The sequence below is a fragment of the Modestobacter altitudinis genome, from assembly GCF_005930475.1.
In the GTDB taxonomy this organism is placed as follows: domain Bacteria; phylum Actinomycetota; class Actinomycetes; order Mycobacteriales; family Geodermatophilaceae; genus Modestobacter; species Modestobacter altitudinis.
The window spans coordinates 46,220-69,961 of the sequence record NZ_SJEW01000023.1 but is presented as its reverse complement, the minus strand read 5'-3'; the positions used below and the strand labels follow the sequence as shown (position 1 = coordinate 69,961).

The following is a 23,742-nucleotide window of genomic DNA, read 5'->3' as shown; positions in this document are numbered from 1 at the left end:
GGGCTGGGCGGGTCCCTGAGCCTCGGCGCAGGGGCCGGCGGCCCACCACTCCCCCATCTCGGCGACCGCGCGGTCGCCGATCGGGTTGACGCCCGGGCCGGCGGCGAGCGCGTGCCCGGCCAGCGCGTGCAGGCACTTGACCCGGTCCGGCATGCCGCCGGCGGTCGCCCGGGTGGGCAGCACGTCGCGGTCGTCGCGGGTGGCCAGGTAGGACTCGTGCGCTGCCAGGTAGCCCGCGGCCAGCTCCGGGTCGGTGGCCAGCTCGTCCTGCCACTCCCGCATCCGCCCGGCCGACTCCAGCCGGCTGGCGGCGGCGGTCGCCCGCGGGCAGGTGAGGTAGTACAACGTCGGGAACGGCGTGCCGTCCTCCAGCCGCGGCGCGGTCTCGACGACGTCGGGCTGGCCGCACGGGCAGCGGTGCGCCACCCCCACCAGGGCGCGCGGCGGCCGGCCCAGCTGACGGGCGATGACGGCCCGCTCGTCAGACGTGACCGGCGGAGAGGGCGGGGCGGGGCTGCTCACCCGACGAGTCTGCGGCAGGCACCCGAGCGGCTGCGCACGGCCCCAGGTGAGTTGCTGGAACGGCCCCCTCGCAGGGCCCCACCGCGAGCCTGCGAGTGGTGGGGGGCGAGGGGGTCCTTCCTCAGTCGTCGGCGGCCGCGACCGATCCGAGCAGTCCCTCGTACCAGGGCACCGGCGCCTCCGGGTCGGTGGCGTCGGTCGGCGGCGAGGCGCTGTCACCCGGGTCGCCGGCGTCGCCCACGATGACCAGCCGGTCACCGGGCAGCACGTAGGTCAGCCGCTCGCGGGCCTGCTGGGCGATGTAGGCCGGGTCGGACTGCCGGTCCAGCTGCGCCTGCAGGTCGGCGGCGCGGCGGGTGAGCTCGTCGTGCTCGGCGGCGAGCTCGGCGAGCTCCTGGCGGCCGGCCACGTACTGACGCAACGGGCCGGCCAGGGTGAGCGCGAGCAGCAGCACCAGGGTGCCGAGCAGGACGGCCCGGCCGGTGAAGCGCGGGCCGCGGCGGGAGGTCGTGCTGCGGGCCGCACTGCGGGTGGTCCGCCGTCCCGGCCGGCTGTCGGCCGACCCGCGGGAGCCGGCCCGCACCGGCCCTGACGAGGCCCGGCGGCGGGTGCCGCCGGGCCTGCCACGACGGGGGCGGGCCGTGCTCACTGCGCCTCCTCGCTGGCGCTCGTCGACTGCCTTCGCAGAGCTGCTGTGCTCATGGGCGAGCTCGCGAGCTCGCTCACCTGGTGTCAGCTGCGGGCGGCGAGCCGCGGGAAGGCGGCGGCGCCGGCGTAGCGGGCGGCGTCGTCCAGCTCCTCCTCGATGCGGAGCAGCTGGTTGTACTTGGCCACCCGCTCGCTGCGGGCCGGGGCGCCGGTCTTGATCTGCCCGCAGTCCAGGGCGACGGCCAGGTCGGCGATCGTGGTGTCCTCGGTCTCGCCCGAGCGGTGGCTCATCATCGAGCGGTAGCCGCTCCGGTGGGCCAGCGTGACCGCGTCCAGCGTCTCGGTGAGCGTGCCGATCTGGTTGACCTTCACCAGCAGCGCGTTGGCCGCGCCGCGGGCGATGCCGTCGGCCAGCCGGGCGGGGTTGGTGACGAAGAGGTCGTCGCCGACGATCTGCACCCGGTCGCCCAGGGTCTCGGTCAGCGCCACCCAGCCGTCCCAGTCCTCCTCCGACAGCGGGTCCTCGATCGAGACGATCGGGTAGGCGTCCACCAGGCCGGCGTAGTACTCGGTGAGGTACGCCGCGTCGCGCGTCGTCCCCTCGAAGGCGTATCCGTCCTCGCTGTGGAACTCGGTGGCGGCGACGTCGAGGGCGAAGGCGACGTCGGTGCCGGGGGTGTAGCCGGCCTGCTCGACGGCCTCCACGATCAGGTCCAGGGCGTCCCGGTTGCTGGGCAGCGACGGGGCGAAGCCACCCTCGTCGCCCAGGCCGGTGGACAGCCCGCGCTTCTTCAGCACCGACTTCAGCGCGTGGTAGGTCTCCGCGCCCACCGCGAGCGCCTCGGCGAAGGTCGCCGCGCCGATCGGGGCGATCATGAACTCCTGCACGTCGACGTTGCTGTCGGCGTGGGCGCCACCGTTGAGGATGTTCAGCATCGGCACCGGGAGCAGGTGCGCCGACGGGCCGCCGACGTAGCGGAACAGCGGCAGGCCCGCGGACTCCGCGGCGGCCTTCGCGACGGCGAGGCTCACGCCGAGGATCGCGTTCGCGCCGAGCCGGGACTTGTCGGGGGTGCCGTCGAGGTCGATCAGCCGCTGGTCGAGCAGCCGCTGCTCGGAGGCCTCGAAGCCGACGAGCTCGGGGCCGATGACGTCGAGGACGCCGTCGACGGCCTGGGTCACGCCCTTGCCGTCGTAGCGGTCGCCGCCATCGCGCAGCTCCACCGCCTCGAAGGCGCCGGTCGAGGCGCCGCTGGGCACGGCGGCCCGGGTGATCGTCCCGTCGTCGAGGGCGACCTCGACCTCCACGGTGGGGTTTCCGCGCGAGTCGAGGATCTCTCGCGCGCCTACGGCGTCGATGCTGGCCACGGGGGCAGCCTAGCCAGCCGGACCGGCGGTGCGGGACACCGCGGCGGTGAACGTCCGGGGACGACGGCAGGACACCTCGGTCGAGCTGGGACGATGGCCGCGATGACGCCGCCGACCTCCCCGCCGCCGTCCCGCCCGCACCGGCGGGCGGCGCGCCAGCTCCTCCTCGGCCTGGTGCCGCTGCTCGTGATCGGGCTGGTGCTGCTGGCGGCGTTCGCGGTCCGGCTCGCGGACGTCCGGGCACCGCTGGACGCGGACACCGCGACGGCGACCGCGACCGTGACGGCGGTGGGGGCGGCGCCGGACGGGCGCGGGCTCGGTGTCGCGTTCACCGACGCGGACGGGACGCCGCGCACCGGCGTGATCGAGCTGGAGCGGGCGCTCGACGTGCCGGTCGGTGCCCGGCTGACGGTGTCCTACGACCCCGACGAACCGGCCGCCGGCTCCGCCCGGGTGCACACCGACGGCGACGCCGCCTCGGCGGCGGTGAGCGACGTGGTGTTCGGCCTCGCCGCGGTGCCGGTCGTGCTGCTGGCCGCCACGGCGCTGACCGCCGCCCGGCTGCTCGGGCGCCCCCGGCTGCGGTCCCGCCCGGCGCTCCGGCCGACCGCGACGCACGTCGTCGTCCGGCGGGGGCTGCTGGTGCGCAGCTGGCTGGAGATCGACACCACGGCGGGGCTGCGCTGGCTGCCGGTGCACTGGGCCCCCGAGCTGGACCGGCTGACCCCCGGCGCCCGGATCGAGGTGCGCGGCGACCCGGCGCGGGACCGGCTCGTGCTGCCGGTGGTCGAGGACGCCGAGGTCTGGCCGTCCGGGCGGGTGCGCGACCGCGAGCCGCGCGGTGAGCTGCGCCAGGCCGCGGTCGACCCGGCGGCGACCGACGTGGGGCTGGCCCGGCAGGCCCGGGCGGACGGCGTGCTGCCCTTCCTCGCACCGGTGCTGGGTCTGCTGTGGGCCTACGTCGACGGCAGCGGGCCGCTGGGCTTCCTCGCCGTGACAGCCCTGTCCGCGGGAGTCCTGTTCTGGCTGCCGCAGCTGCTGGGCTCCGACCCTCGGGCCCCCGGCAGGTCCTGACGTACCCCGCTGCCTCAGGACGAGGCGCGGGAGTAGGCGGCGGCGTCCAGCTCCCCGGCGTAGCGGCGGACGGCCCCCCGCAACGCGTCCTCGACGTCCCAGCCACGCTGCGCCGCCGCCACGACCACCCCGAACAGGCGTTCACCGAGCGCCTCGGGACTGTCCACCGAGAGCTCACCGGGCGGCGGCGTGGGCAGGCCGGCGCGCTCGGCCCGCCGGGCCAGCGCGGCGCCCCAGGAGGCGGCCGGCTGCGAGCGGGAGACCCCCTCGGTCGGTGACCGGCGCTGCTTCTCGGCCTGCTTGATCTCGTCCCAGCCCGCCTCGACCTGCGCCACGTCGCGCGGACCGGCATCGCCGAACACGTGCGGGTGCCGCCGGACCAGCTTGTCGACCAGGTCCCCGGCGACGTCGTCGACGTCGAACCGCCGCTCCGGGTCCGCCTCGGCCGCCACCCGGGCGTGGAAGGCGACCTGCAGCAGGACGTCGCCGAGCTCCTCGCGCATCGCCACCGGGTCCTCGTCGACGATCGCGTCGTAGGCCTCGTGCGCCTCCTCCAGCAGGTAGCCGCGCAGCGAGGCATGGGTCTGCTCGGCGTCCCACGGGCAGCCACCCGGCGAGCGCAGCCGGTCCATCACGGAGACGACGTCGAGCAACCGGGCGCCGGACGGCTCGGGGGCGCCGTCCACGCGGTCCAGCCACGGGGAGCCGTCGGCCTCCTCCGGCGTCGCCAGCAGGAGGACGTCGGACGCCGTCGCCGCTGCCTCGACCGGACCCGCGACGTCGGTGACCGCGATCCCCTCCCGGCGCAGCACCTCGGCAGTGGCCGCGGCGCCGGGGAGGGCGAGGACGGCCGGGGCCGAGCTGATCGCCCGCCAGCCGGCGGGGGCCAGCAGGCCGGGCAGACGGGGACTGACGGTGACGAGCAGCGCGACGGGCACCCGGTCAGTCTCCGGCAGCGCCCGGGCCGGTGCCGACGGCGCCCGCGGCGGCGCCGTCCTCGAGCAGGCGCACGACGCCTCCCTCGTCGGCGACGACCCGCCCCTCGTCGAGCACGCCGTACCGCGGGTTCACGGTCACGTCGAGGTCCTCGCGCACCGCGGTGACCAGCGTGAGGCCGGCGTCGTCGGCCTCGGACGCGGCCTGCTCGGCGAGCTGGGCGCGCGCGTCCTCGAAGCTGGGCACCGTGACCGACCGCACCAGGCCGACCACCACGCCGCCGACCTCGGGAACGGCCTGGGTGAAGCCCTGGCCGGGCTGGGTGGCGGCGATCGAGGGGGCCAGCACGTCGGGCAGGTCGGCGGAGGTGAACGAGCGCACGTCGGGCAGCGTGTTGTCCCCGGCGTGCTGCGCCGCGACCGCCGGATAGCCGGCCGGGTCGGCGGTCAGCTGGGCGAGCACGGCATCGGCCGTCGCCTGGTCGGGCACGGTCACGATGCCCAGCTCGACGGTCGTCAGGGCCGGCTGGCCGGCCGCGTAGCGGTCGCGCAGCGCGGTCTCGGACAGGTCGGCCTCGCCCGCGGCGACCGCGATCTGCTGCCGGACGAGCTGCTGGCGGACGTTCTCGACGACGTCCTCCTCGCTGGCCCCCTGCTGCTGGGCGACCTGGGCGTAGACCTGGGCGGGGTCGTTGCCGGCCAGCAGCTGGCCGATCCGCGCCTGGACGTCGGCGTCGGTGACCTGCACGTCGTACCGGCGGGCGGCGGCGGCGTAGACCTCCTCGCCCACCTGGAGGCTGAGCACCTGGCGGGTGAAGCCGGACTCGTCGTCCCCGGCGTAGGTGGCGATGTCGGGGACGGCGAGCCGCTGCGCGACGGCGTCGTCGAGCTCGGCGACGGTCACCTGGGACTCCCCCACGTACGCGGCGACCGTCGGGGCGTTGCGGCAGCCGGCCAGGCCGCCGAGCCCGGCGACACCCACGAGCAGGACGGCGACGGCGCTACGGCGGGACACGGCCGCGAGCGTGCCACACAGGTGTGACCCGCGTCGCAGACCCGCGCCGTATGGCCCCCTGCAGGGTCCCGCCGGGAGCGTGCGAGTGGTGGGGGGCAGGGGGTCCTGCCTCAGGAGGCGACGGCGACCTGCTGCTCCAGCACGGCGGACAGCAGGGTGTGCAGCTTCTCCAGCAGCGCGACGTCGCGCAGCGGTGTCCGGCGGTCCGGGCCCGTCGGGACCTTGAGCGACACCGTGCGCACCGCCTCCTTGTAGGTGGCGCCCTCGGCGAGCCGGGACAGCTTCATCACCTGCGACTCGCGCAGCTCCACCGGACCGACCCGGATGTTGCGGCCCTGCATCGAGATCTCGGTGACGCCCAGCGCCCGCATGGCCGCGCGGAACCGGGCCACCGCCAGCAGGTTGAGCACCGGCGCCGGCGGGGCGCCGTAGCGGTCGGTCAGCTCGTCGAGGACCGCCTGCGCCTGCTCGTCGTCGGAGACCGAGGCCACCTTGCGGTAGGCCTCCATCCGCAGCCGCTCGCCGGGCACGTAGTCGTGCGGCAGGTGGGCGTCGACCGGGAGGTCGACCCGCACCTCGGCCGGCTCGACCGCCGGGGACTCGCCGGTCGCCTGAGCGCGGTAGTCGCTGACCGCCTCGCCGACCAGCCGGACGTAGAGGTCGAAGCCGACGCCGGCGATGTGCCCGGACTGCTCGCCGCCGAGCAGGTTGCCCGAGCCGCGGATCTCCAGGTCCTTCATCGCCACCGCCATGCCGGCGCCGAGGTCGGTGTTGTGCGCGATCGTGGTGAGCCGGTCGACCGAGGTCTCGGTCAGCGGCCGCGACGGGTCGTAGGTGAAGTAGGCGTAGGCCCGCTCCCGGCCACGGCCGACCCGGCCGCGGATCTGGTGCAGCTGGGACAGGCCGAAGGTGTCGGCCCGGTCGACGATCAGGGTGTTGGCGTTGGGGATGTCCAGGCCCGACTCGACGATGGTCGTGGCGATCAGGACGTCGTACTCCTTCTCCCAGAAGCCGACCATGATCTTCTCGAGCTCGTGCTCCTTCATCTGCCCGTGGCCGACCGCCACCCGGGCCTCGGGCACCAGGTTGCGGATCTTCGCCGCGGCCTTGTCGATCGACTGCACGCGGTTGTGGATGACGAACACCTGGCCGTCGCGGAGCAGCTCGCGGCGGATCGCGGCGGCCATCTGCTTGTCGTCCCAGGCGCCGACGTAGGTCAGCACCGGGTGCCGCTCCTCCGGCGGGGTGAGGATCGTCGACATCTCGCGGATGCCGGTGAGGCTCATCTCCAGGGTGCGCGGGATCGGGGTGGCCGACATCGACAGGACGTCGACCGCCGTCCGCATCGTCTTCAGGTACTCCTTGTGCTCGACGCCGAAGCGCTGCTCCTCGTCGACGATGACCAGCCCGAGGTCCTTGAACCGGGTGGTCGGCTGGAGCAGCCGGTGGGTGCCGACCAGGATGTCGACCTCCCCGGCGGCGAGCTTGCGCAGCGTCTCGTCGGACTCGGTCGTGGACTGGAAGCGGGACAACACCGCCACCGTCACCGGGAACTGCGCCATCCGCTCGGAGAAGGTCTTGAAGTGCTGGTTGGCCAGCAGCGTCGTCGGCACCAGGACGCCGACCTGCTTGCCGTCCTGCACCGCCTTGAACGCCGCGCGGATGGCGATCTCGGTCTTGCCGTAGCCGACGTCGCCGCAGATGATCCGGTCCATCGGCACCGGCTGGGACATGTCGGCCTTGACCTCGTCGATCGCCGCCAGCTGGTCGGGGGTCTCGGTGAACGGGAAGGCGTCCTCGAGCTCGCGCTGCCAGACGGTGTCCGGGCCGAAGGCGTGGCCCTTGCTGGCCATCCGCGCCGAGTACAGCCGGATCAGCTCGGCGGCGATCTGCTTGACCGCCTTGCGCGCGGAGTTCTTGGTCTTCTGCCAGTCCGCGCCGCCCAGCTTGGACAGCGCAGGCGCCTCCCCGCCGACGTAGCGGGTGAGCTGGTCGAGGGAGTCGGTGGGCACGAACAGCCGGTCCGGCGGCTGGTTCCGCTTGCCCGGCGCGTACTCGACGATCAGGTAGTCCCGCTGCCCGCCGTGCACGGTGCGGCTGACCATCTCCACGTAGCGGCCGACGCCGTGCTGCTCGTGCACCACCAGGTCCCCGGGCTGCAGCTGCACCAGGTCGACGGCGTTCCGGCGGCGGGCCGGCATCTTGGTGGCGTCCTTCATCGAGGTGCCGCGCTGGCCGGTGAGGTCGCCCTCGGTGACCAGCGCCAGCCGGACGCCGGGGAAGGCGAAGCCGGACCCCAGGTTGCCCTGGGTGATCAGCGTCGGCCCGGCCGCGGGTGCTGCCTCGATGCCCGGCACCAGCCGGGCACCGAGGTCGTGCTCGCCGAGCTGGTCGGCGGCGCGCTGCGCGGGACCCGGGCCGGCGAAGGTGAGCACGACCCGCCAGCCGTCGCGGCCCCAGCTGCGCAGAGCATCGATGGCGCGCTCCTGGTCGCCGTGGAACTTCTCCACACCGGTCGCGTCCAGGGTCAGGTGGGTGGCGTCGTCGTCCGGCAGCAGGGTGAACACACCGGTGGTCCACCACGGCAGGCCCCGGGCCCGGGCGGCGTCGGCGACGTCCGCCAGGTCGCGGAAGGAGGACGCGCCCAGGTCGATCGGCGCCTGGCCGGCCTCGGCTGCGGTCTGCCAGGACGCGGCGAGGAACTCCTCGGCGGTGCGCACCAGGTCGGCCGCGCGGCTGCGCACCCGCTCGGGGTCGAGGACCAGCACGTGCGTGCCGCGGGGCACCAGGTCGGTGAGCAGCTGCATCTGCTGCCCTCCGATCAGGGCCGGGATCAGCGACTCCATGCCCTCCACGGCGATGCCCTCGGCGAGCTTGCCGGTGACCTCGGCCAGCTCCGGGTGGTCGACGCCGAGCTGGGTGGCGCGGGCCCGGACCTCGTCGGTGAGCAGCAGCTCCCGGCACGGCGGTGCCCACAGCCGCTCCGGCCGCTCGTCGAGCGACCGCTGGTCTGCGGCGGAGAAGTAGCGCAGCTCGTCGACCTCGTCGCCCCAGAACTCCACTCGCACCGGGTGCGGCTCGGTGGGCGGGAAGACGTCGAGCAGCCCACCGCGGACGGCGAACTCGCCCCGCTTCTCCACCAGCTCGACCCGGGTGTAGGCGGCTTCGGCCAGTGCCCGGGCGACGTCCTCGAGGTCCGCGGACCGGCCGGGCGCGAGCTCCACCGGCACCAGGTCGCCGAGGCCGGGTGCCAGCGGCTGCAGCACGCTGCGCACCGGCGCGACGACGACGTCGACCGCCTGCCCCTGCTCGGGGTGGGTGAGGTCGCGCAGCACGGCCAGCCGCCGGCCGACGGTGTCCGCCCGCGGGCTGAGCCGCTCGTGCGGCAGGGTCTCCCACGCCGGGAAGACCTCGACCCGCTGGTCGGGGACCAGGCAGCGGAGCACAGCGGCCACCGCGTCGGCGTCCCGCTCGCCGGCCGTGACCACCAGCACGGGCACGCCGGCGCCGGACTGCCGCGCGGCCAGTGCCGCGGCGACCAGCGGCTGGACCGGCGGCGCGGCGGTGACGGCCAGCTCGGCGGCGCCGGCCTGGGCGACCACCTGGGCCATGCCGGGGTCGGTCAGGACGACGTCGAGCACGCCGCGCAAGCTCACGGAGGTCACTCCTGCTTCTGGGGGCCACGCACGACGCGCCGGATGCGCGCGGGGGCCACCCCTCCAGGTTAGTCGCCGCCGGACCCCCGTGCCCCCGTTGCTCACCGGCCCGCAGCGGGCCCCTGCAGCGGGGTCGGGTCAGGAGCTGAGCGCGTGGGCCCGGGCAGCGGGCTGCTCGGCGGTGATGGCCGCCAGGGCCTTGCGCAGGATCGTGCTCGAGGTGTGCATCGTGTACGGGAAGTACCGGACCTCCACGCCAACGGCGGCGAAGTCGCGCTCGAGCTTGTCGCCCTTGGCGGTGCCCCGCCAGTCGTCGCCCTTGAAGAGGACGTCGAACCGGACCTCCCGCCAGGTGTCGATCTTCTCCGGGACGACCTCGGCGTGCACGTCGTCGACGAAGCGCAGGTTGCGGACGATCTCCATGCGCTCGACCAGCGGCACGACCGGCAGCCGGCCCTTGGTCTGCAGCAGCACCTCGTCGGAGACCACCCCGACGACCAGCCGGTCGCAGTGCGCCGCGGCGTGCTTGAGGACGTTCAGGTGGCCGACGTGGAAGAGGTCGTACGCGCCCGGCGCGTAGCCGACGACGGGCCGGACGGCGCTGCCTGTGGTGGACCTGGACATCGTGCACTCTCCTCGACTGACCGACACGCTCCGTGACTGGACCGGGCGGACATCGCCGTCCGGCCGGACTCGCAGGGCCACGCTAAGCGGATCCGGTGACCGAGCGTGAGCCAGAGCGGGCACGTTCACCCGATGGGGCGGGACGCACGACCTGATCGGTGGGCAACGGCCCCGACCGGTACCGCGAGCGGGCGGCACCGGCCCCTCCCCATCGGGTGAGCCACCCGGTCGGGACCCGCATCCGGCCTGGTCAGGGCCCTAGCCTCCACGTAGAGGACCAGGACGCGCGGGCGCTGCGCCCGCGTGCCGCCTCGTGCCCGACAGGTGTGGACAGGGAGACGGCGACATGGAACTGCAGGACTACGGGGTGGCCCTGCGCCGGTACTGGACGACGTGGCTGGGGGTGGCCCTGGCCGGTCTGCTGGTCGCGCTCGGCATCGTGCTGGTCGCCCCGCCGACCTACGAGGCGACGGCCCAGGTCTTCGTCGCCAGCGTCGACGACAGCACCAGTGGCTCGCAGTTCGTGAACCAGCGGGTGACCAGCTACCCGCCGGTGGCGGACAGCCGGACCGTCCTCGCCCCGGTGATGGACGAGCTGGGGTTGTCCGACTCCTTCTCCGACCTCCGCAAGCAGGTCAGCGCGACCAACCCGGCGGACACCTCGCAGATCGAGATCGCCGTCACCGACCACGACGCCGACCGGGCCGCGCAGATCGCCAACGCCGTCGCCGAGCGCTTCGGGACCGCGGTGGAGGAGCTGGAGCAGCCCGGGGACGGCGCCTCCCCGGTCAGCCTGACCGTCACCAACCCGGCGACCGTGCCGACCTCCCCGGTCGCCCCGCTGCCGGCGCTGCTGCTGCCGCTGGGGCTCGTCGTCGGCCTGGCGCTCGGTGCCGCGGCCGCCGTCGTCCGCAGCCGGCTGGACACCCGGGTGCACGGCGTGGACGACGTCCGGGCCGCCTGGGGCGCCGGCGCCGAGCAGCTGGTCGTGCACGCCGCGCCGGCCGGCCGGGCGCTCCGGGCGCTCCGGCCCACCACCTCGCTCGCCCGGCAGCTCGAGCCGATGGCCGAGCAGCAGCTGGTCCGGGTGGTCGCGCTCTCCCCCGCCGACGACGACCCGGCCGCTGCCGCCACGGTCGTCGACCAGGTCGCCGCGGAGCTGACCGCGTGGGAGGTGCCGGTCGAGGTGCTCGGCTCCGCTCCGTCGCCGCTCGCCGACGCCCCCGGGCGGGTGGGCGTCCAGTTCTGGGTCGGTCAGCCGCTGGCCTCGCTGCGCGAGTGGCGGCGGACCACCCAGGACCACGCCGGCGTCGTCCTCGTCGTCGAACCCGGCCGGACCGACCGCGCCGACCTGCACGAGCTGCGCTCGATCCTGGACGCCGCCGGCGTCCGGGTCCTCTCGGTGGTGCTGCAGTCCGCCTCGCGGCGTCGGTCCGGTCGAGCCGCGACGGTCCCGCAGTCCGCTCCCCAGCCGGTTCCGGTGAGCATGCCGGCCCAGCTGCTCCGCGCGCGGACGCCGGCACCGCGGGACCCGCTCCCGACCTCGCGCCCCTGACCCACCGCTCCCCCACCACAGCCCGGACGGTCCGCTGACCGTCCGGGCTGTGCTGCGTCCGGGAGGGGGTGCGGGACAGGGCCCGGCGACGGTGCGCGACCCGCGCAGCCGGCTCAGGCACAGGGCGCTCTGCACCCCGGTCCAGCGCTCCGGACCGGGAGCAGAGTTCCCTGTGCCCGTTCGCGGCCGGACGCCGACGGGTCAGCGCTGGGGTGCGGGGGAACCGTCGGCGAGCTCGTCCCGCAGCCGCTGGCGGGAGGCGCCCTCGGCCAGCAGCGACACGGAGAGGAAGACCAGGAAGGCCGGGCTGGCGTCGAACAACCCGCTCTCCAGCAGGCTGCGACCCACCAGGAAGACCCAGAGCCCGACGAAGAGGACCCGGTGCGGGTACGGGGCGCGCAGCGCGCCGCGGGCCACCCAGCACACCCAACCGGCGGCGACCAGCAGGCCGAGGACGCCGGTCTGCACCAGCAGCGACGCCCAGCTGCTGTCCAACGGCTGGGTCTTCCAGTACTGACCCGTCACGGGGATGATCTTGATGTTGAGGCCGCCGCCGAAGACGGTCTGCCAGGTGGAGTCGGCCCAGGTCAGGGCGGCCCGCCAGGCGATGAAGCGTGAGCCCAGGGTGCTGGTGCCGTCCCCACCGCGCTCCGCGAAGCCGGAGAGCACACCGGTGGCGACAGCGCCGATCGTGCCGAGCGCACCGAGCACCAGCGCACCGACGACCAGGCCGACCCGGGGCCGGCGGACCTGCACCGCCATCGCGGCGACGCCGACCAGCAGCATGAGCAGGGCCGTGCGCGACCCGGTGAGCCACAGCACGGCGAGGAAGTAGCAACCCCCGACCGCGATCGCCCAGCTCGCCTCACCGAGCACCGTCCGCCAGGCCAGGAGGACCAGCGGGATGCCGGCCAGCAACGCCAGCGCGTTGGGGTCCATCGCCGGCAGACCGCCGGCCAGCCGGCCGTCGGTCATCTCGGGCAGGCCGGTCAGCGAGGCGAGCACGGCGATGGCACCGCACGCCCAGGCCGTCCGGCGCAGCACCTCCAGCGAGGGTGCCGCCCGGAGCAGGAAGAACACGGTGGCGCCCAGCACGGCCACCCGGACGGCCATCACCCCGCCCCCGAGCAGCTTCCCCGCGGTCAGCGCACCCCAGACGGAGCTGCCCAGCACGATCGCCAGCCACCACACCGACAGCGTGCCCAGCCGGTGGCTGCGCCGGGCGGAGGCCAGCCCGAAGGCCAGCAGCAGTCCGAGCCCGGCGACCAGTGCCTTGCTGAGCACGACCGGGTCCACCGAGCCGGCGAAGTAGGCACCGCGGCGCCAGTCGACCGCCCCGAGCACCATGAGCAGCGTCGCCAGCTGGAGGACCCACGGGCTGCTCCGCCGGCCGGCCGGGCGGCCGGTGGCGACGACCGGTGCCGCGGTCACGCGACGGCCGGCTCACGGACGACCGACCCGGCCGTGCTGCGCGCCATCGGCAGCAGCACCGAGCGCCGGACGGCCACGGCGGCCAGCACCGGCCCGAGCGTCAGCGCCAGCGGCGTCCACGGCACCCCGCCGTCGACGGCCAGCAGCAGCGCGACCGCGGCCAGCGAGGCGAACTCGAAGGCACGCAGCACCAGCACCCGGCGCTGCGCCCCGTGCACCGACGCGAGCCCCGAGTAGGGCAGCAGGACGGCGCTGGCGACGGCGTAGACCGACCAGCCGGCCACCGCCTCGGCCGGCACCGGGTAGTCGCCGCCGGTGAGCAGCGGACCCGCCCAGGGCAGCGCCAGGACGGCGAGCAGGCCGACGACGCCGACGGCGAGGGCCAGACCCGCCGCGGCCCGGTCGGCGGCCCGCAGCCCGGCGGCCGGCCCCTGCGGGCGCAGCGAGACGAAGTGCGGCAGCAGGAAGGTGCCCAGGCCGGCGACGAGCACCAGGGTCGGCGCGGTGTAGACCCGCGCGGCCTCGAGCGGGCCGTAGGCGGCCGCGCCGGCGACGGCGACGACGAGCAGCCGCAGCACCGTCAGCAGCGCCGGCCGGACCGTCTGTGCGGCAGCACGCCAGCTGCCGAAGGCGAACACCGTGCCCAGCGCCGGGTCCCGCCACGGACCCCGCGGCCGCTCGGCCGCGGGCAGCAGCACCCAGGCGACGACGGCGGCAGCGGTCTGCCCCGCCAGCAGGGCGACGACGAACGACGAGAGCTCCAGCCCCCCGGCGCGGGCGGCGACCAGCAGGGTCCCGAGGGCCACGACCAGGCTGGTGACGTCGACGGCGGGCAACGACCAGAACCGGCCGGCGGCCATCAGCAGCCGGCGCAGGGTGTCCTCGAGCACGAAGGCCGCCGTCGCGGCACCGAGCAACAGCCCGGCCCAGGCCGGGAGGACGCCGGTGGCCACGCCCAGCACGCAGCCGGCCAGCCCGGCGACGCCGGAGACCAGCGCCGTGCTCACGTGCAGCCCGGCCCGGACCCGCGGTTCGTGGCGGTCCAGGACGGTGAGCGAGTCGCCGACCAGGCCGCTGCACACGGCGGTGGCCAGCACGATCGCGCCGTAGGCGAGGGAGAAGGTGGCCAGGCCTGCGACGCCCAGCGCCCGGGCCGCGGCGACCTGCAGCACGAAGCCGGCCAGGGCGGACGTCACCTGGCCGGCGAGGGCGCCGGTGGCCGGACGCCGCAGCAGGCGCACCACTCCGGTCACGTGCTGATCCTCCCCGCGCGAACGCCCGGTGCCGCTGCTGCGACACCGGGCGTCACCCGAAATGGGGTCCCGCGGGGCCGCGTCCGGCGCGGCCCCGCGGTCGGCTCACGCGACCGGCGTGACGGTGATCTCGCTGAACCGCACGTCCACCGACGAGGTGGCGCTGCCCGACAGGTAGGCGGTCAGCCCGACCGAGCCCGCCGCCTGGAGGGTGGCGGTCGTGTCGGCCCCGGTCACCGTCGGCGTGGTCGGCTCGGTCGTGCCGGCCGCCCACACCGTCGCCGACAGCTGCGTGGCGCCGGTGCCCGTGGCGATGACCCGCACGTTGAGCACGGTGCCGGGCGTGTAGGTCAGGCCCTTGAGCACGACCTCCTTGCCGATGAGCACGTCGTCGCTGGTACCGGCCTGCTTGACCAGCGCGACGCCCACCGTGCCGTCGGCGAGGAAGCGCACCCGGCCCTGGTAGGCCACGTTGGTGTCCACCCGGCGGGCACCCACGTAGACCGTGGCCCCGCCGCCGGTCGGCACGGCGGACAGCGAGAGCGCCGTCTGCACGTCCACGCTGCTCTCCGCGACCCCGCTGAGGTAGGACCCGGTGTTGGTGCCCTTGGTCAGCGCGAACGTCGCGGTGCCTGCCGACACCGACTGCCGCGCGGCGCCGGCGCTGGCGGTCCAGCTGCTCCCGTCCTGCGCCGTGCCCAGACCACCGGCGACGGTCCGGTCGAAGGCGTCGGCGGCGATGACCTCCGCCGGCTCGGCCGGGGTGACCGGGGTGACCGGGGCGGTGACGGTCACCGTCCGCTGGGTGCGGGCGGTGGCGCCGTCGTCGTCGGTCACCGTCAGCGTCACGGTGTAGCTGCCGGCGGCGGCGTAGGTGTGCGACGCGGTGGCGCCGGTGCCGGTGCCCTGGTCACCGAAGTCCCAGGCGTGGGCGGCCACGGCGCCGTCGGCGTCCGTGGAGCCCGAGCCGTCGACGGTGACCGACAGGGCGTCCGTGGCGGCGGTGAAGGCGGCCGTCGGGGCCGTGTTCGCCGGGGTCACCGGCGGCACGGGGACGGTCGGGGTGGTCGGCGTCGTCGGGGCGGTCGGCGCCGTGGGAGCCGGCGTGCCGCCGACCGGGACGGCGTCGAACGAGGTCAGCCGGACGGCGACCGGCCTGGTCGCACTGCCGGAGAGGTACCCGAGCAGACCCACCGCACCGGGCGCCTGCAGCACCGCGGTGGTGTCCGTGGCGGTGACCGTCGCAGTGGTCGGCCGGGTCGTGCCGTCCGCCCAGACCGTGGCCGAGAGGCTGGTCGGCGCGGTGCCGGCGGCCTGGACGTCGACCCGGAGCACGGTGCCGGCGGTGTAGGCCAGGCCCTTCACGACGACCTCCTTGCCGATGAGCACGGCGTCGGTGGTGCCGGCGAAGCGGACCAGGGACACCCCGACCGAGCCGTCGGCCAGCACCCGGACCTGCGCGGAGTAGGAGGTGTTCAGCGCGACCTGGCGAGCGGTGACGTAGACGAACGCGCCACCGCCGGTCGGCACCGAGGCCAGCGAGAACGCGGCCTGCACGTCGGAGCTGGTGGCCGACACCGTGCCCAGGTAGGAGCCGGTGTTGGTGCCCTTGGTCAGGGCGAACGTCGCCGTGCCCGCGGCCACCGACTGGCGGGCAGCACCCGCTGCGGAGGTCCAGGCACCGCCGGTGTCGGCCGTGCCCAGCCCGCCGGTCACCGTCCGACCGAAGCGGTCGGCCGCCAGCACGGTGGCCACGATGGTGACCTGCTGCGTGGTGCTGGTGGTCGCGCCGTCGTCGTCGGTGACCGTCAGGGTGACGGGGTAGGTGCCGTCCTGGGCGTAGTCGTGCGACGCGGTGACCCCGGTGCCGGTGGCTCCGTCGCCGAAGGCCCAGCGGTACCCGGTGATCGTGCCGTCGGTGTCGGCGGATGCCGTGGCGTCGAACGACCCGGTGGCGCCGCCGGACACCGCGGTGAAGGCGGCGGTCGGCGCGACGTTGGCCGGCGGTGCGACGACCGTGACCGACGCGGTCTTCCTCGCCGTGGCGCCGTCGTCGTCGGTCACGGTGAGCGTCACCGCGAAGGTGCCGGCGGTCCGGTAGCCGTGCGTCGCGGTCGGGCCGGTGCCGGTGGCGCCGTCGCCGAAGTCCCAGGCGTAGCCGGCGACGGTGCCGTCGGTGTCGCTGGAGCCGCGGGCGTCGAAGCCGGCGTCGAGGAAGGTCGCGGTCGAGGTGAACGCAGCGTTCGGCGCCTGGTTGCGGGCGGAGCCCGTGGTGGCGACGGCGACGTGGCTGGCGACCTGGGCCGCGGTCAGCGCGGTCGGGTAGACAGCGACCTCGTCGATCGAGCCGGTGAAGGTGGTGGACCCGGCCCAGACGTTGTCGTACCCGATCCGCCAGTAGCCGGTGAACGCCTCGGCGGAGACGGCGTCGGTGCGGGCGGCGACCTGCTTGCCGTCGACGTACAGGACCAGACCGCTGGAGCTCAGCGTGCCGGTGACCTGGTGCCAGCGGCCGTCGTTGTAGGCGGTGGGGCTGGTGACGGTCTTCGTCGTGCCGTCGTAGACGCCGAAGACCACCCGGCCGTTGCCGTCCAGGTACGCCATCCGGTCGTAGGAGCCGCTCGACCCGGTCGAGGCGCTGCCGAAGCCGAGGATGCGGCCGCCGGTCGTGGAGGTCGTCTTGAACCAGGCCTCGACCGAGAAGGTCTGCGGGCCGGGCACCGCGGTGCGCGTCGACGCGAAGGACGACGTGCTGTTGGACAGGGTGTAGGCGGTGTCGGCGTCACCGGTCAGGGCGCCGGCGGCGCCGCGGGTGACCGCGGTGCCGGTGGTCATGTCGGTCGGGCCCTCGAGGTCGAAGGCGGTCGTGCCCGAGGTCTCCCCCAGCGACCAGAGGTCGGTCGCGCCGTCGGCCCGGACGACGTCGGCGTAGGGCCGGGCCGCACCGCCGGTGGCGAGGGCGACGGAGACCACCGCGGGCTTGGCGACGTTCCCGGTCGGGTCGGTGACCGTCAGCCGGTAGGTGTGCGTGCCGGCGGACAGGCCGGTGTCACCGACCGCCATGGCCGGGGTGTTCCACCAGGTGGAGGCCTGCGTGGTCTCGTAGAACGGGGTGGTCGCACCGTCGCGGTAGACGCGGTAGGTCAGGTTCTCGTTGTCCTGGTCGGCGGTGGCCGTCCAGGCGACCCGCACCGCGCCGGCACCGACGGCGGTCGCCGTGGGCTTGAGCAGCGCGGCGTCCGGGCCGATCTTGTTCGGGGCGATCGCGGTGGTGGCGAAGCGGACCAGGCCCTGCTGCTTGGCGCCGTTCACCGAGGGGAACTCGCCGCCGTAGACGACGTACTGGCCGTTGCCGGCGACGCTCCAGGAGCCCTGGTTCTGCCCGGTGTAGGTGCCGGCCGGGATGGTCGGGAACCAGTCGAGCAGCGAGCTGGCGGGCTGGCCCTTCCAGTTGGTGTTCCGGAAGGTGTTCCCGGTGACCGTGCGGGTGGCGGCCACGGTGAAGGCGGTCGCCCGCTTGTACTGCCCGATGTCGGCGTAGCCACCGACGTAGGAGCAGTCGTGCATGTGGGAGGCGATGTAGACCACGCCACCGGTGGCGTAGCTGGAGTAGTTGTCGCCGCGGCAGTAGGCCACCGAGACGAGCGAGCCGCCGTCGGCCTTCGCGGCGAAGGTCCCTTCGAGGTTGCCCGGACCGGAGTAGTCGTAGCCGCTGCCGAAGACCGTCGTCCCGTCGGTGGACAGGTTCCAGATGGCGGAGTTCGTCCCCTGGTTGGTGACGATCTTGTTGACCGCGAACGGCCTCGTCGCGCCGCTGGCCGCGTCCAGCGCGCCGACACCGGTGGCCGCGACGCCGTTGAGGCTGGCGAACCGGCCCGAGGCCACGACCTGCGCGCCGCCGTTGGTGGCCACCAGGGCGAGGACCTCATTGCTGCCGCCGGTCGCTGCGGCGCCGGCGACCGGCGCCCACGGGAGCAGGGCACCGGACGGCGAGACGGCAGCCAGCGACGTGCGGCTGGTCGAGCCGACGGCGCTGATGCTGCCGCCCAGGTAGACCGCGGAACCGGTGACCGCGAGCGCCCGGACCTGGCCGGTCACGCTCGGCTTGAAGTCGGCGACGAGCTGGCCGGTGGCGGTGTCGTAGGCCGCGACGCGCTTGCGGGTCTGGCCGTTGGCCGTGGTGAAGTCCCCGGCCACGTAGACCCGGCTGCCGTCGGGCGAGGCCGCGACGGCCAGCGCCTGGGCGTTCAGGTCCGGCGCGAAGGAGGTGATCAGCGCACCGGTGCGGACGTCGTACGCGAGCATGTTGTTGCGGACGGTCTCCTGCGTCCCGGCGGCGGCGCCGGCCGGCCGGGCGGAGGTGAACTTGCCGGCGACGTAGACGGTGTTGCCCACCACGACCTGGGCCCAGGCCACACCGTTGATCTGCACGGTGGGCAGCGCGTCCGCGGTGACCGTGCTCGGGGTCGCGCTGCTGGTGGGGTCCACCGGCGCGGAGTCGGCGCGTGCCGCCGGTGCCGCTGCGCCCAGCACGCCGATCGCCAGCGCCAGTCCCACCACACCCGCGGTGGTCCGTGCGGCGATGGTCGCCGTCCTTGCCCTCATGCTCGTGTCCGTTCGTCGTCCCCCCTGGCACCCGGTCGGGGCCAGCGCAGTCGATGAACACTAAGCGTGACTGTCCGTACCCGACCAGGGTGAACGCGTCACCCGATGCGGTACGAAACCGCAGCTCAGCGCCGACCGTCACCCGGTCGGAGTAACCGAACGTCACCCCTACGGGCCGCCTGCAGACGCCGTCGGGACACGCGCCGGGCCCGCTCCTCCCGAGGGGTGAGCGGGCCGTGGGCGACCAGGTCAGCGACCGCGCTGGAGCAGCTGGTGGCGGGACATGCGGGCGACCAGGTGCGCGGCGGTGTCCTGCGGGCTGACGTAGCACCGGGGCACGGTGAACCGGTCGCCCGGGGAGTAGTCGCCGATGACGCAACCGTTGTCGTACCCGGCGGCCTGCACCGCGTCGGCGGCTGCGGTGTCGAAGGCGCCGTAGGGGTAGCAGAAGCCGGCCACCTCTGCCTGGAGCACGTCCTGCAGCACCCGCCGGCTGCCCGCGACCTCGGCGGTCAGCGTGGCCGGGTCCGCGCCGGCGAGCCGGGCGTGGGTCATCGTGTGGCTGCCCACCTCGTGCCCGGCAGCGGCGACCGCCCGCACCTGGTCCGGGCCCATGATCGGCAGCCGCGGCCCGGAGTCCCACTCGTTGGCCCCGTCCATGCGGCCGGCGACGACGTAGAGGGTGGCGGTCATGCCGTGCCGCTCGAGCACCGGCACCGCGTGCTCGAGGAAGTCGGTGTACCCGTCGTCGAAGGTCAGCGCGACCAGCCGGCCGGCCTCCCCGCGCTCCTGCGCGCGGAGCAACTCGGTGAGCCCGACGCCCCGCAGGCCCAGCCGGCGCAGCCACCGCAGGTGCCGGTCCAGCCGGTCCGGGTGCACCCGCAGCCGGTGCGGATCGGGTGCGGTGGACGCACTGATCGAGTGGTACATCAGCACCGGCCGGACGTGCAGCGGCGTCCGGGCGGCGGTGGTGGGCGTGCTCATCGGGCCGCTCTGGACACCGTGGCCGGAGCCTCGACCGGACGGCGAGGTGCCGGGACGGCAGGAGCGGTCGGGTGCACACCGGCGAGCGTGTCCAGGACGGCCACCAGCTGCTCGGCGTAGCGCTGCGGCGCGTGCCGGCGGCGGGCCTCGGCGGCGTCGTCGGCGGCGACCGCCCGGGCGGCGGTCCAGCCGGTGACGACGCGCTGGACGGCGTCCGCCCACAGCGCGGGGTCGCCCGGGGTGACGGACTGGGCGCCGGCGTAGCCCGCGGCGGCCTCCCGCAGGCCGCTGCTGTCGCTCACCACGAGCGGCCGGGCGGCGAGCACGGCCTCGACGGCGGTGAGCCCGAAGGACTCCTCCATCACCGACGGCACGAGCACGACGTCGCTGCCGGCCAGCACCGGCCAGACGTCGGACCGGAAGCCGAGGAACTCGACCCGGTCATCGAGCCCGGCGGCGGCCACCGTGGCGCGCAGCTCGGTCTCGAACCACTCGTAGCCCTCGAACACCGAACCGAGCAGCTGCAGCCGGGCGTCGACGCCCCGGGCCAGCAGCTCCTGCAGCGTGGCCACGGCCACCTGCGGTCCCTTGCGCGGGGACAGCCGGCCGACGAACAGCAGCCGCACGGGCCCGTCCAGCGCCGCGCGGGGCGGCTGGACCTCGGCGGGTGCGGAGACGGCGTTGTGGACGACGGTCGCGCGGCGGCGCAGCCACGGGGCCGTCTCGGTGAGCACGTCCAGGCAGAACCGGCTGTTGGCGACCACGCGGTCGGCCAGCGCCGGGCAGACGGCCATGCCGATCCGCAGCAGCCGCGGCGCGGACTGCTCGGCCTCGTGGACGTGGCAGACCGAACGCCGTCCGGCCAGCCGGGCGAGCAGCGGCCAGGAGGGCAGCGTGAGCGTGTTGACGTAGACCCCGGCCTGGCCGGCCGAGCGCAGCAGGCGCAGTGCGGGCAGCGCGCCGAGCACCGTGTCGGCCAGCAGCCGCACTGCGCCCCGGGGGCGGAGCGCGGAGTTGCGCAGCACCGGCATCCGGCACAGCACGACCCGCAGCCCGCGGGCCTCCAGCTCGGCGACCAGCGGCCCGGGACCGGGCAGCGCGACGGTGACGTCGAACCGGGTGGCCAGCGCCGACGCCGACTCGGCCAGCACCCGGTCGGCGCCGTAGAGCTCGGCGCCGGGGTGGACCACCAGGACGCGGGGGCGCGATCCCGGCGCGGTCACGACGCTGCGCCGGTGAAGACGAGGATCGGTGCACCCGCCTCGTACCCGACCGAGAGCGTCAGGTCGGCGCGGTCGGCGGCGGCGATGCTGAAGACGTAGACGCCCCGCGCCGTCCCGCCGGCCGGGACGGTGCCGCTGAAGGGGGCCGCCGCGGGGTCGTTGACCGGCGAGGCAGGCACCAGCTCGGGCCCGGCGGCCAGGTCGACCGCGACGCCGCCGAGGGACAGCTCGTCGGCCGTGCCGTTGGTCAGCGCGACGGTGACCCGAAGCGCCGGGCCGGTCACGTTGCCCGGGCCCACACCGGTGGCGTCGACGGCGTCCAGCGAGACCACCTCGGCGGTGACGCCGTTGCCGACCGCGGCCGGCTGGTCGAGGGGCACCGGGTCGAGGCTGACCGGCGGCTCGTCGGCGTCGGTGGTCGGGCCGGTCGGCTCGGGGGTGTCGGCAGCGGGGGCCAGCGCCACCGGCGCCGGTGCGGCGGAGGGCGCCGCGGGGGTCGCCGTCGCCGTCGCCGAGCCGGAGGACGCCGCGGCACCGGCCGGGTCGTCGCCGGACCCGCCGGTGGTGAGCGCGAGGACGACCAGCGCAGCGGCCACGACCGCCAGGACGGCGGCCAGCGCCGCCCATCGCCGTGACGGGCGCGCCGCCGGGGTGTCGGAGGGGACGTTCATCGCGGCAACCTGCCCATCTCGCGGAACCACTTGACCGACGCGAGGGCCAGGAAGGCCGTCATCGCGACGAGGAGGACGGTGTAGACCGGCAGGAACAGCGCCGGTGCACCGAAGAGCACGAACACGCAGCACAGCAGGCCGTAGTCGGTGGGCAGCACGAGCAGCGACCGGAGGACGCCGGCCCGCTCCCCCCGCTGCTGGGACCGGATGGGCACCCCGTGCTGGGCCCGGAGCGCGTCGTTGAGCATGGTGGCGAAGTAGAGGACGGCGTCGACCACGCAGTAGCCCAGCGGCACCAGCAGCCAGGCCCGGGAGTCGAGGTCGCCGAAGCGGTAGAGCCCGATCAGCACCGCGAGGTGCAGGCTCGAGGCCTTCACCGCGTCGACCATGTGGTCCAGCCACTCACCGGCCGGCGAGCCGCCGCCGCGCAGCCGCGCCAGCTGGCCGTCCGCGGAGTCCAGCGCGTAACCGACGACCAGGCAGGCGGCGACCGCCACGCCCATCGGCCTGGACGGCGCGACGAGCGCGAGCAGGACGATGCCGGTGGCGGAGAACGCCGCGCTGATGCCGGTGACCGCGTTCGGGGTGAGGCCGGCGTGGTAGGCCACGGCCGCCAGGAACCGGCCCATCCGGCGGTTGACGAACCGGGAGTAGGCAGGCGCGCCGAGGGCGCCCTTCTGGGCACCCCCGAGCCGGGCCAGGGTCTGCCCGAAGGTCTCCGCCGGACGCGGCCGGGGCACGGTCTCCAGGACGGCGCTCACGCCTGCGCCGCCCGGGCCGCCGGCGCCTCGACCGGGAGCACGTCAGCCCCGACCGCCATCCGCAGGGGTGCCGGCGCGGGACCGGCGAGCCGATGGCGGGGAGCCGCGGGCAGTGCCGGGGCCGCCCCGGTCGGTGCGTCCGGGGCGGTCGGCAGCTGGTCCCGGCGGCGTCCGCTGGGCCGGGTGCGCGGGAAGTCCCTGGCCGCCAGCCGGGCGCACAGCGCCTCGTACCGGGCGGCGACGTCGTCCCAGTCGTACCGGGCGGCCATCACCCGAGCGCTGTTGCCGTCCCGGCGGACCGCCGCGGGGTCGGCCTCGGCCGCCGTCACCTCGACGGCGACGTCGTCGGGGGTGCTGAAGTACCGGCCGCTGGTCTGCAGGACCTCGCGGTTGAACGCCACGTCGAAGGCGATCGTCGCGGCTCCCGCCCCGATGGCCCGCAGCAGCGAGGGGTTGGTGCCGCCGACGGAGTGCCCGTGCAGGTAGGTCGCGCAGTGGGCGTAGAGCTGGTCGAGCAGCTCCTGGTCCCAGACACCGCCGAGGAAGCGGACCCGGTCGTCGGCCAGCTCGTGCACCTGCCGGGTGTACTCGTCGGCGTAGGGCGCCGAGCCGACCACGACCAGGGGCAGCGTGGCCCCGCTGCGCCGGTAGCCGTCGACGATGACGTGGACGTGGTTCTCCGGCTCGAAGCGGGCGACGACGAGGTGGTACCCGCGCGAGGTGAGGCCGACGCCGGCCAGCGCGTCCGAGGCGCCCCCGGCGATCTTGGGCGCGCCGTAGGCGATCTGCTCGGTCGGGGCGGCGAACTCGTCGCGGTAGTAGTCGGCGATGCCCTGGGCGTCGGCGATGAGCGCGTCGGACCAGCGGACCGACAGCGCCTCGACCACCCGGTAGTAGCGCTTCCCGGCGCCGCCCCACTTGGCGCGCTTCCACTCCAGGCCGTCGACGTGGGTGGCGACCGGGATGCGGGCCGCGCGCAGCAGCGGCAGCCACGGCGCGTTGGCCGCGTTGAAGACGATGGCGGCGTCGACGCGGTGGGCCAGCAGGTGGGCCACCGACAGGCCGGTGTGGCTCAGCGTCTCCAGCGACCGGCGGTGCATGGCGGGCAGGTGCACCAGCTGCATGCCCAGGTGCGTCCCCGGGCGGGGCTGGTCGCCTGCCGTCCGGCAGTAGACGACGACCTCGTGGCCGGCGTCGACCAGCCGGCGGCCGACCTCCTCGACCGCGGTCTCGAAGCCGCCGTACCGCGCTGGGACCCCCCGCGTGCCGACCAGCGCGATGCGCAGCCTCCCCGACGTGTTCCGTGACATGTCTGCTGCTCCGTTTCTCCCCCGTGTGTCCGTCCCCGGCGTCTGGTCGACCGGCCGGCCCCCGGAGCGGGAGACGGCACGGCGAGGCCAGGGCCACGGCGTGTGCT

17 protein-coding genes are annotated in these 23,742 nt (G+C 75.3%); 2 read left to right on the top strand and 15 right to left on the bottom strand.

The genetic code is table 11. The features are described from left to right. The 3 genes from FHL79_RS10990 to eno form a co-directional block, all read right to left on the bottom strand. On the bottom strand, positions 1-522 hold a 522-nt coding region (locus tag FHL79_RS10990), incomplete at its 3' end, for a DUF501 domain-containing protein (RefSeq protein ID WP_138758638.1). A gap of 121 nt (positions 523-643) precedes the next feature. Further along, positions 644-1,171: an FtsB family cell division protein gene (locus tag FHL79_RS10985; protein ID WP_246080633.1), complete on the bottom strand. Its 528-nt coding sequence runs from the start codon at positions 1,169-1,171 to the stop codon at positions 644-646. A gap of 83 nt (positions 1,172-1,254) precedes the next feature. Continuing rightward, positions 1,255-2,538 (bottom strand): phosphopyruvate hydratase, encoded by a 1,284-nt coding sequence (gene eno / locus FHL79_RS10980; protein ID WP_138758637.1) that lies wholly within the window; start codon positions 2,536-2,538, stop codon positions 1,255-1,257. A 102-nt stretch (positions 2,539-2,640) separates the two neighbouring features. Between eno and FHL79_RS10975 the strand changes: the two genes are divergently transcribed. Continuing rightward, complete coding sequence (locus FHL79_RS10975; RefSeq protein WP_138758636.1) at positions 2,641-3,612, top strand: DUF3592 domain-containing protein; 972 nt, start codon at positions 2,641-2,643, stop codon at positions 3,610-3,612. A gap of 14 nt (positions 3,613-3,626) precedes the next feature. Here FHL79_RS10975 and FHL79_RS10970 read toward each other — a convergent pair whose 3' ends face one another. The 4 genes from FHL79_RS10970 to FHL79_RS10955 form a co-directional block, all read right to left on the bottom strand. Continuing rightward, complete coding sequence (locus FHL79_RS10970; RefSeq protein WP_138758635.1) at positions 3,627-4,550, bottom strand: nucleoside triphosphate pyrophosphohydrolase; 924 nt, start codon at positions 4,548-4,550, stop codon at positions 3,627-3,629. Between the two features lie 4 nt (positions 4,551-4,554). Then, positions 4,555-5,562 carry a SurA N-terminal domain-containing protein gene (locus FHL79_RS25080; protein WP_171058114.1) on the bottom strand — a complete coding sequence of 336 codons (1,008 nt, stop codon included), beginning with the start codon at positions 5,560-5,562 and terminating at the stop codon, positions 4,555-4,557. A 110-nt stretch (positions 5,563-5,672) separates the two neighbouring features. Next, positions 5,673-9,218, bottom strand: a complete 3,546-nt coding sequence (gene mfd / locus FHL79_RS10960; RefSeq protein ID WP_218938423.1) for a transcription-repair coupling factor — start codon at positions 9,216-9,218, stop codon at positions 5,673-5,675. Between the two features lie 138 nt (positions 9,219-9,356). After that, entirely contained in the window at positions 9,357-9,842 is a 486-nt protein-coding gene (locus FHL79_RS10955; protein WP_138758634.1) for an FAD synthase family protein, read from the bottom strand. A 346-nt stretch (positions 9,843-10,188) separates the two neighbouring features. On the opposite strand from FHL79_RS10955, the gene FHL79_RS10950 reads away from it, so the two are divergent. Beyond that, the gene (locus FHL79_RS10950; protein WP_138758633.1) at positions 10,189-11,397 is read left to right on the top strand and encodes a YveK family protein; all 1,209 of its coding nucleotides are present in this window, start codon (positions 10,189-10,191) and stop codon (positions 11,395-11,397) included. Between the two features lie 201 nt (positions 11,398-11,598). Here FHL79_RS10950 and FHL79_RS10945 read toward each other — a convergent pair whose 3' ends face one another. The 8 genes from FHL79_RS10945 to FHL79_RS10910 all read right to left on the bottom strand — a co-directional run bounded on the left by FHL79_RS10945 (position 11,599) and on the right by FHL79_RS10910 (position 23,635). Further along, positions 11,599-12,828 carry an O-antigen ligase family protein gene (locus FHL79_RS10945; protein WP_138758632.1) on the bottom strand — a complete coding sequence of 410 codons (1,230 nt, stop codon included), beginning with the start codon at positions 12,826-12,828 and terminating at the stop codon, positions 11,599-11,601. Beyond that, positions 12,825-14,081 (bottom strand): MATE family efflux transporter, encoded by a 1,257-nt coding sequence (locus tag FHL79_RS10940; protein WP_138758631.1) that lies wholly within the window; start codon positions 14,079-14,081, stop codon positions 12,825-12,827. Before FHL79_RS10940 ends, FHL79_RS10945 begins: the two co-directional genes overlap by 4 nt. A gap of 105 nt (positions 14,082-14,186) precedes the next feature. Continuing rightward, the gene (locus FHL79_RS10935; RefSeq protein ID WP_138758630.1) at positions 14,187-18,686 is read right to left on the bottom strand and encodes a PKD domain-containing protein; all 4,500 of its coding nucleotides are present in this window, start codon (positions 18,684-18,686) and stop codon (positions 14,187-14,189) included. 249 nt (positions 18,687-18,935) lie between these two features. Continuing rightward, positions 18,936-19,670, bottom strand: coding sequence for a polysaccharide deacetylase family protein (locus FHL79_RS10930; protein ID WP_138758629.1), 735 nt, complete (start codon positions 19,668-19,670; stop codon positions 18,936-18,938). Further along, positions 19,667-20,893, bottom strand: a complete 1,227-nt coding sequence (locus FHL79_RS10925) for a glycosyltransferase (protein ID WP_138758628.1) — start codon at positions 20,891-20,893, stop codon at positions 19,667-19,669. Before FHL79_RS10925 ends, FHL79_RS10930 begins: the two co-directional genes overlap by 4 nt. Further along, complete coding sequence (locus FHL79_RS10920) at positions 20,890-21,564, bottom strand: hypothetical protein (protein WP_138758627.1); 675 nt, start codon at positions 21,562-21,564, stop codon at positions 20,890-20,892. Before FHL79_RS10920 ends, FHL79_RS10925 begins: the two co-directional genes overlap by 4 nt. Next, positions 21,561-22,325, bottom strand: a complete 765-nt coding sequence (locus FHL79_RS10915) for a CDP-alcohol phosphatidyltransferase family protein (RefSeq protein ID WP_138758626.1) — start codon at positions 22,323-22,325, stop codon at positions 21,561-21,563. Before FHL79_RS10915 ends, FHL79_RS10920 begins: the two co-directional genes overlap by 4 nt. Next, positions 22,322-23,635: a DUF1972 domain-containing protein gene (locus FHL79_RS10910; protein WP_138758625.1), complete on the bottom strand. Its 1,314-nt coding sequence runs from the start codon at positions 23,633-23,635 to the stop codon at positions 22,322-22,324. Before FHL79_RS10910 ends, FHL79_RS10915 begins: the two co-directional genes overlap by 4 nt. Positions 23,636-23,742: the final 107 nt, after the last annotated feature.

Bases quoted from the DNA above. Each gene is read 5' to 3' on its own strand.
- FHL79_RS10955 (WP_138758634.1), bottom strand. From the start codon at position 9,842: ATGTCCAGGTCCACCACAGGCAGCGCCGTCCGGCCCGTCGTCGGCTAC.
- FHL79_RS10950 (WP_138758633.1), top strand. From the start codon at position 10,189: ATGGAACTGCAGGACTACGGGGTGGCCCTGCGCCGGTACTGGACGACG.
- FHL79_RS10920 (WP_138758627.1), bottom strand. From the start codon at position 21,564: ATGAACGTCCCCTCCGACACCCCGGCGGCGCGCCCGTCACGGCGATGG.
- FHL79_RS10910 (WP_138758625.1), bottom strand. From the start codon at position 23,635: ATGTCACGGAACACGTCGGGGAGGCTGCGCATCGCGCTGGTCGGCACG.
- FHL79_RS10935 (WP_138758630.1), bottom strand. From the start codon at position 18,686: ATGAGGGCAAGGACGGCGACCATCGCCGCACGGACCACCGCGGGTGTG.
- FHL79_RS10975 (WP_138758636.1), top strand. From the start codon at position 2,641: ATGACGCCGCCGACCTCCCCGCCGCCGTCCCGCCCGCACCGGCGGGCG.
- FHL79_RS10930 (WP_138758629.1), bottom strand. From the start codon at position 19,670: ATGAGCACGCCCACCACCGCCGCCCGGACGCCGCTGCACGTCCGGCCG.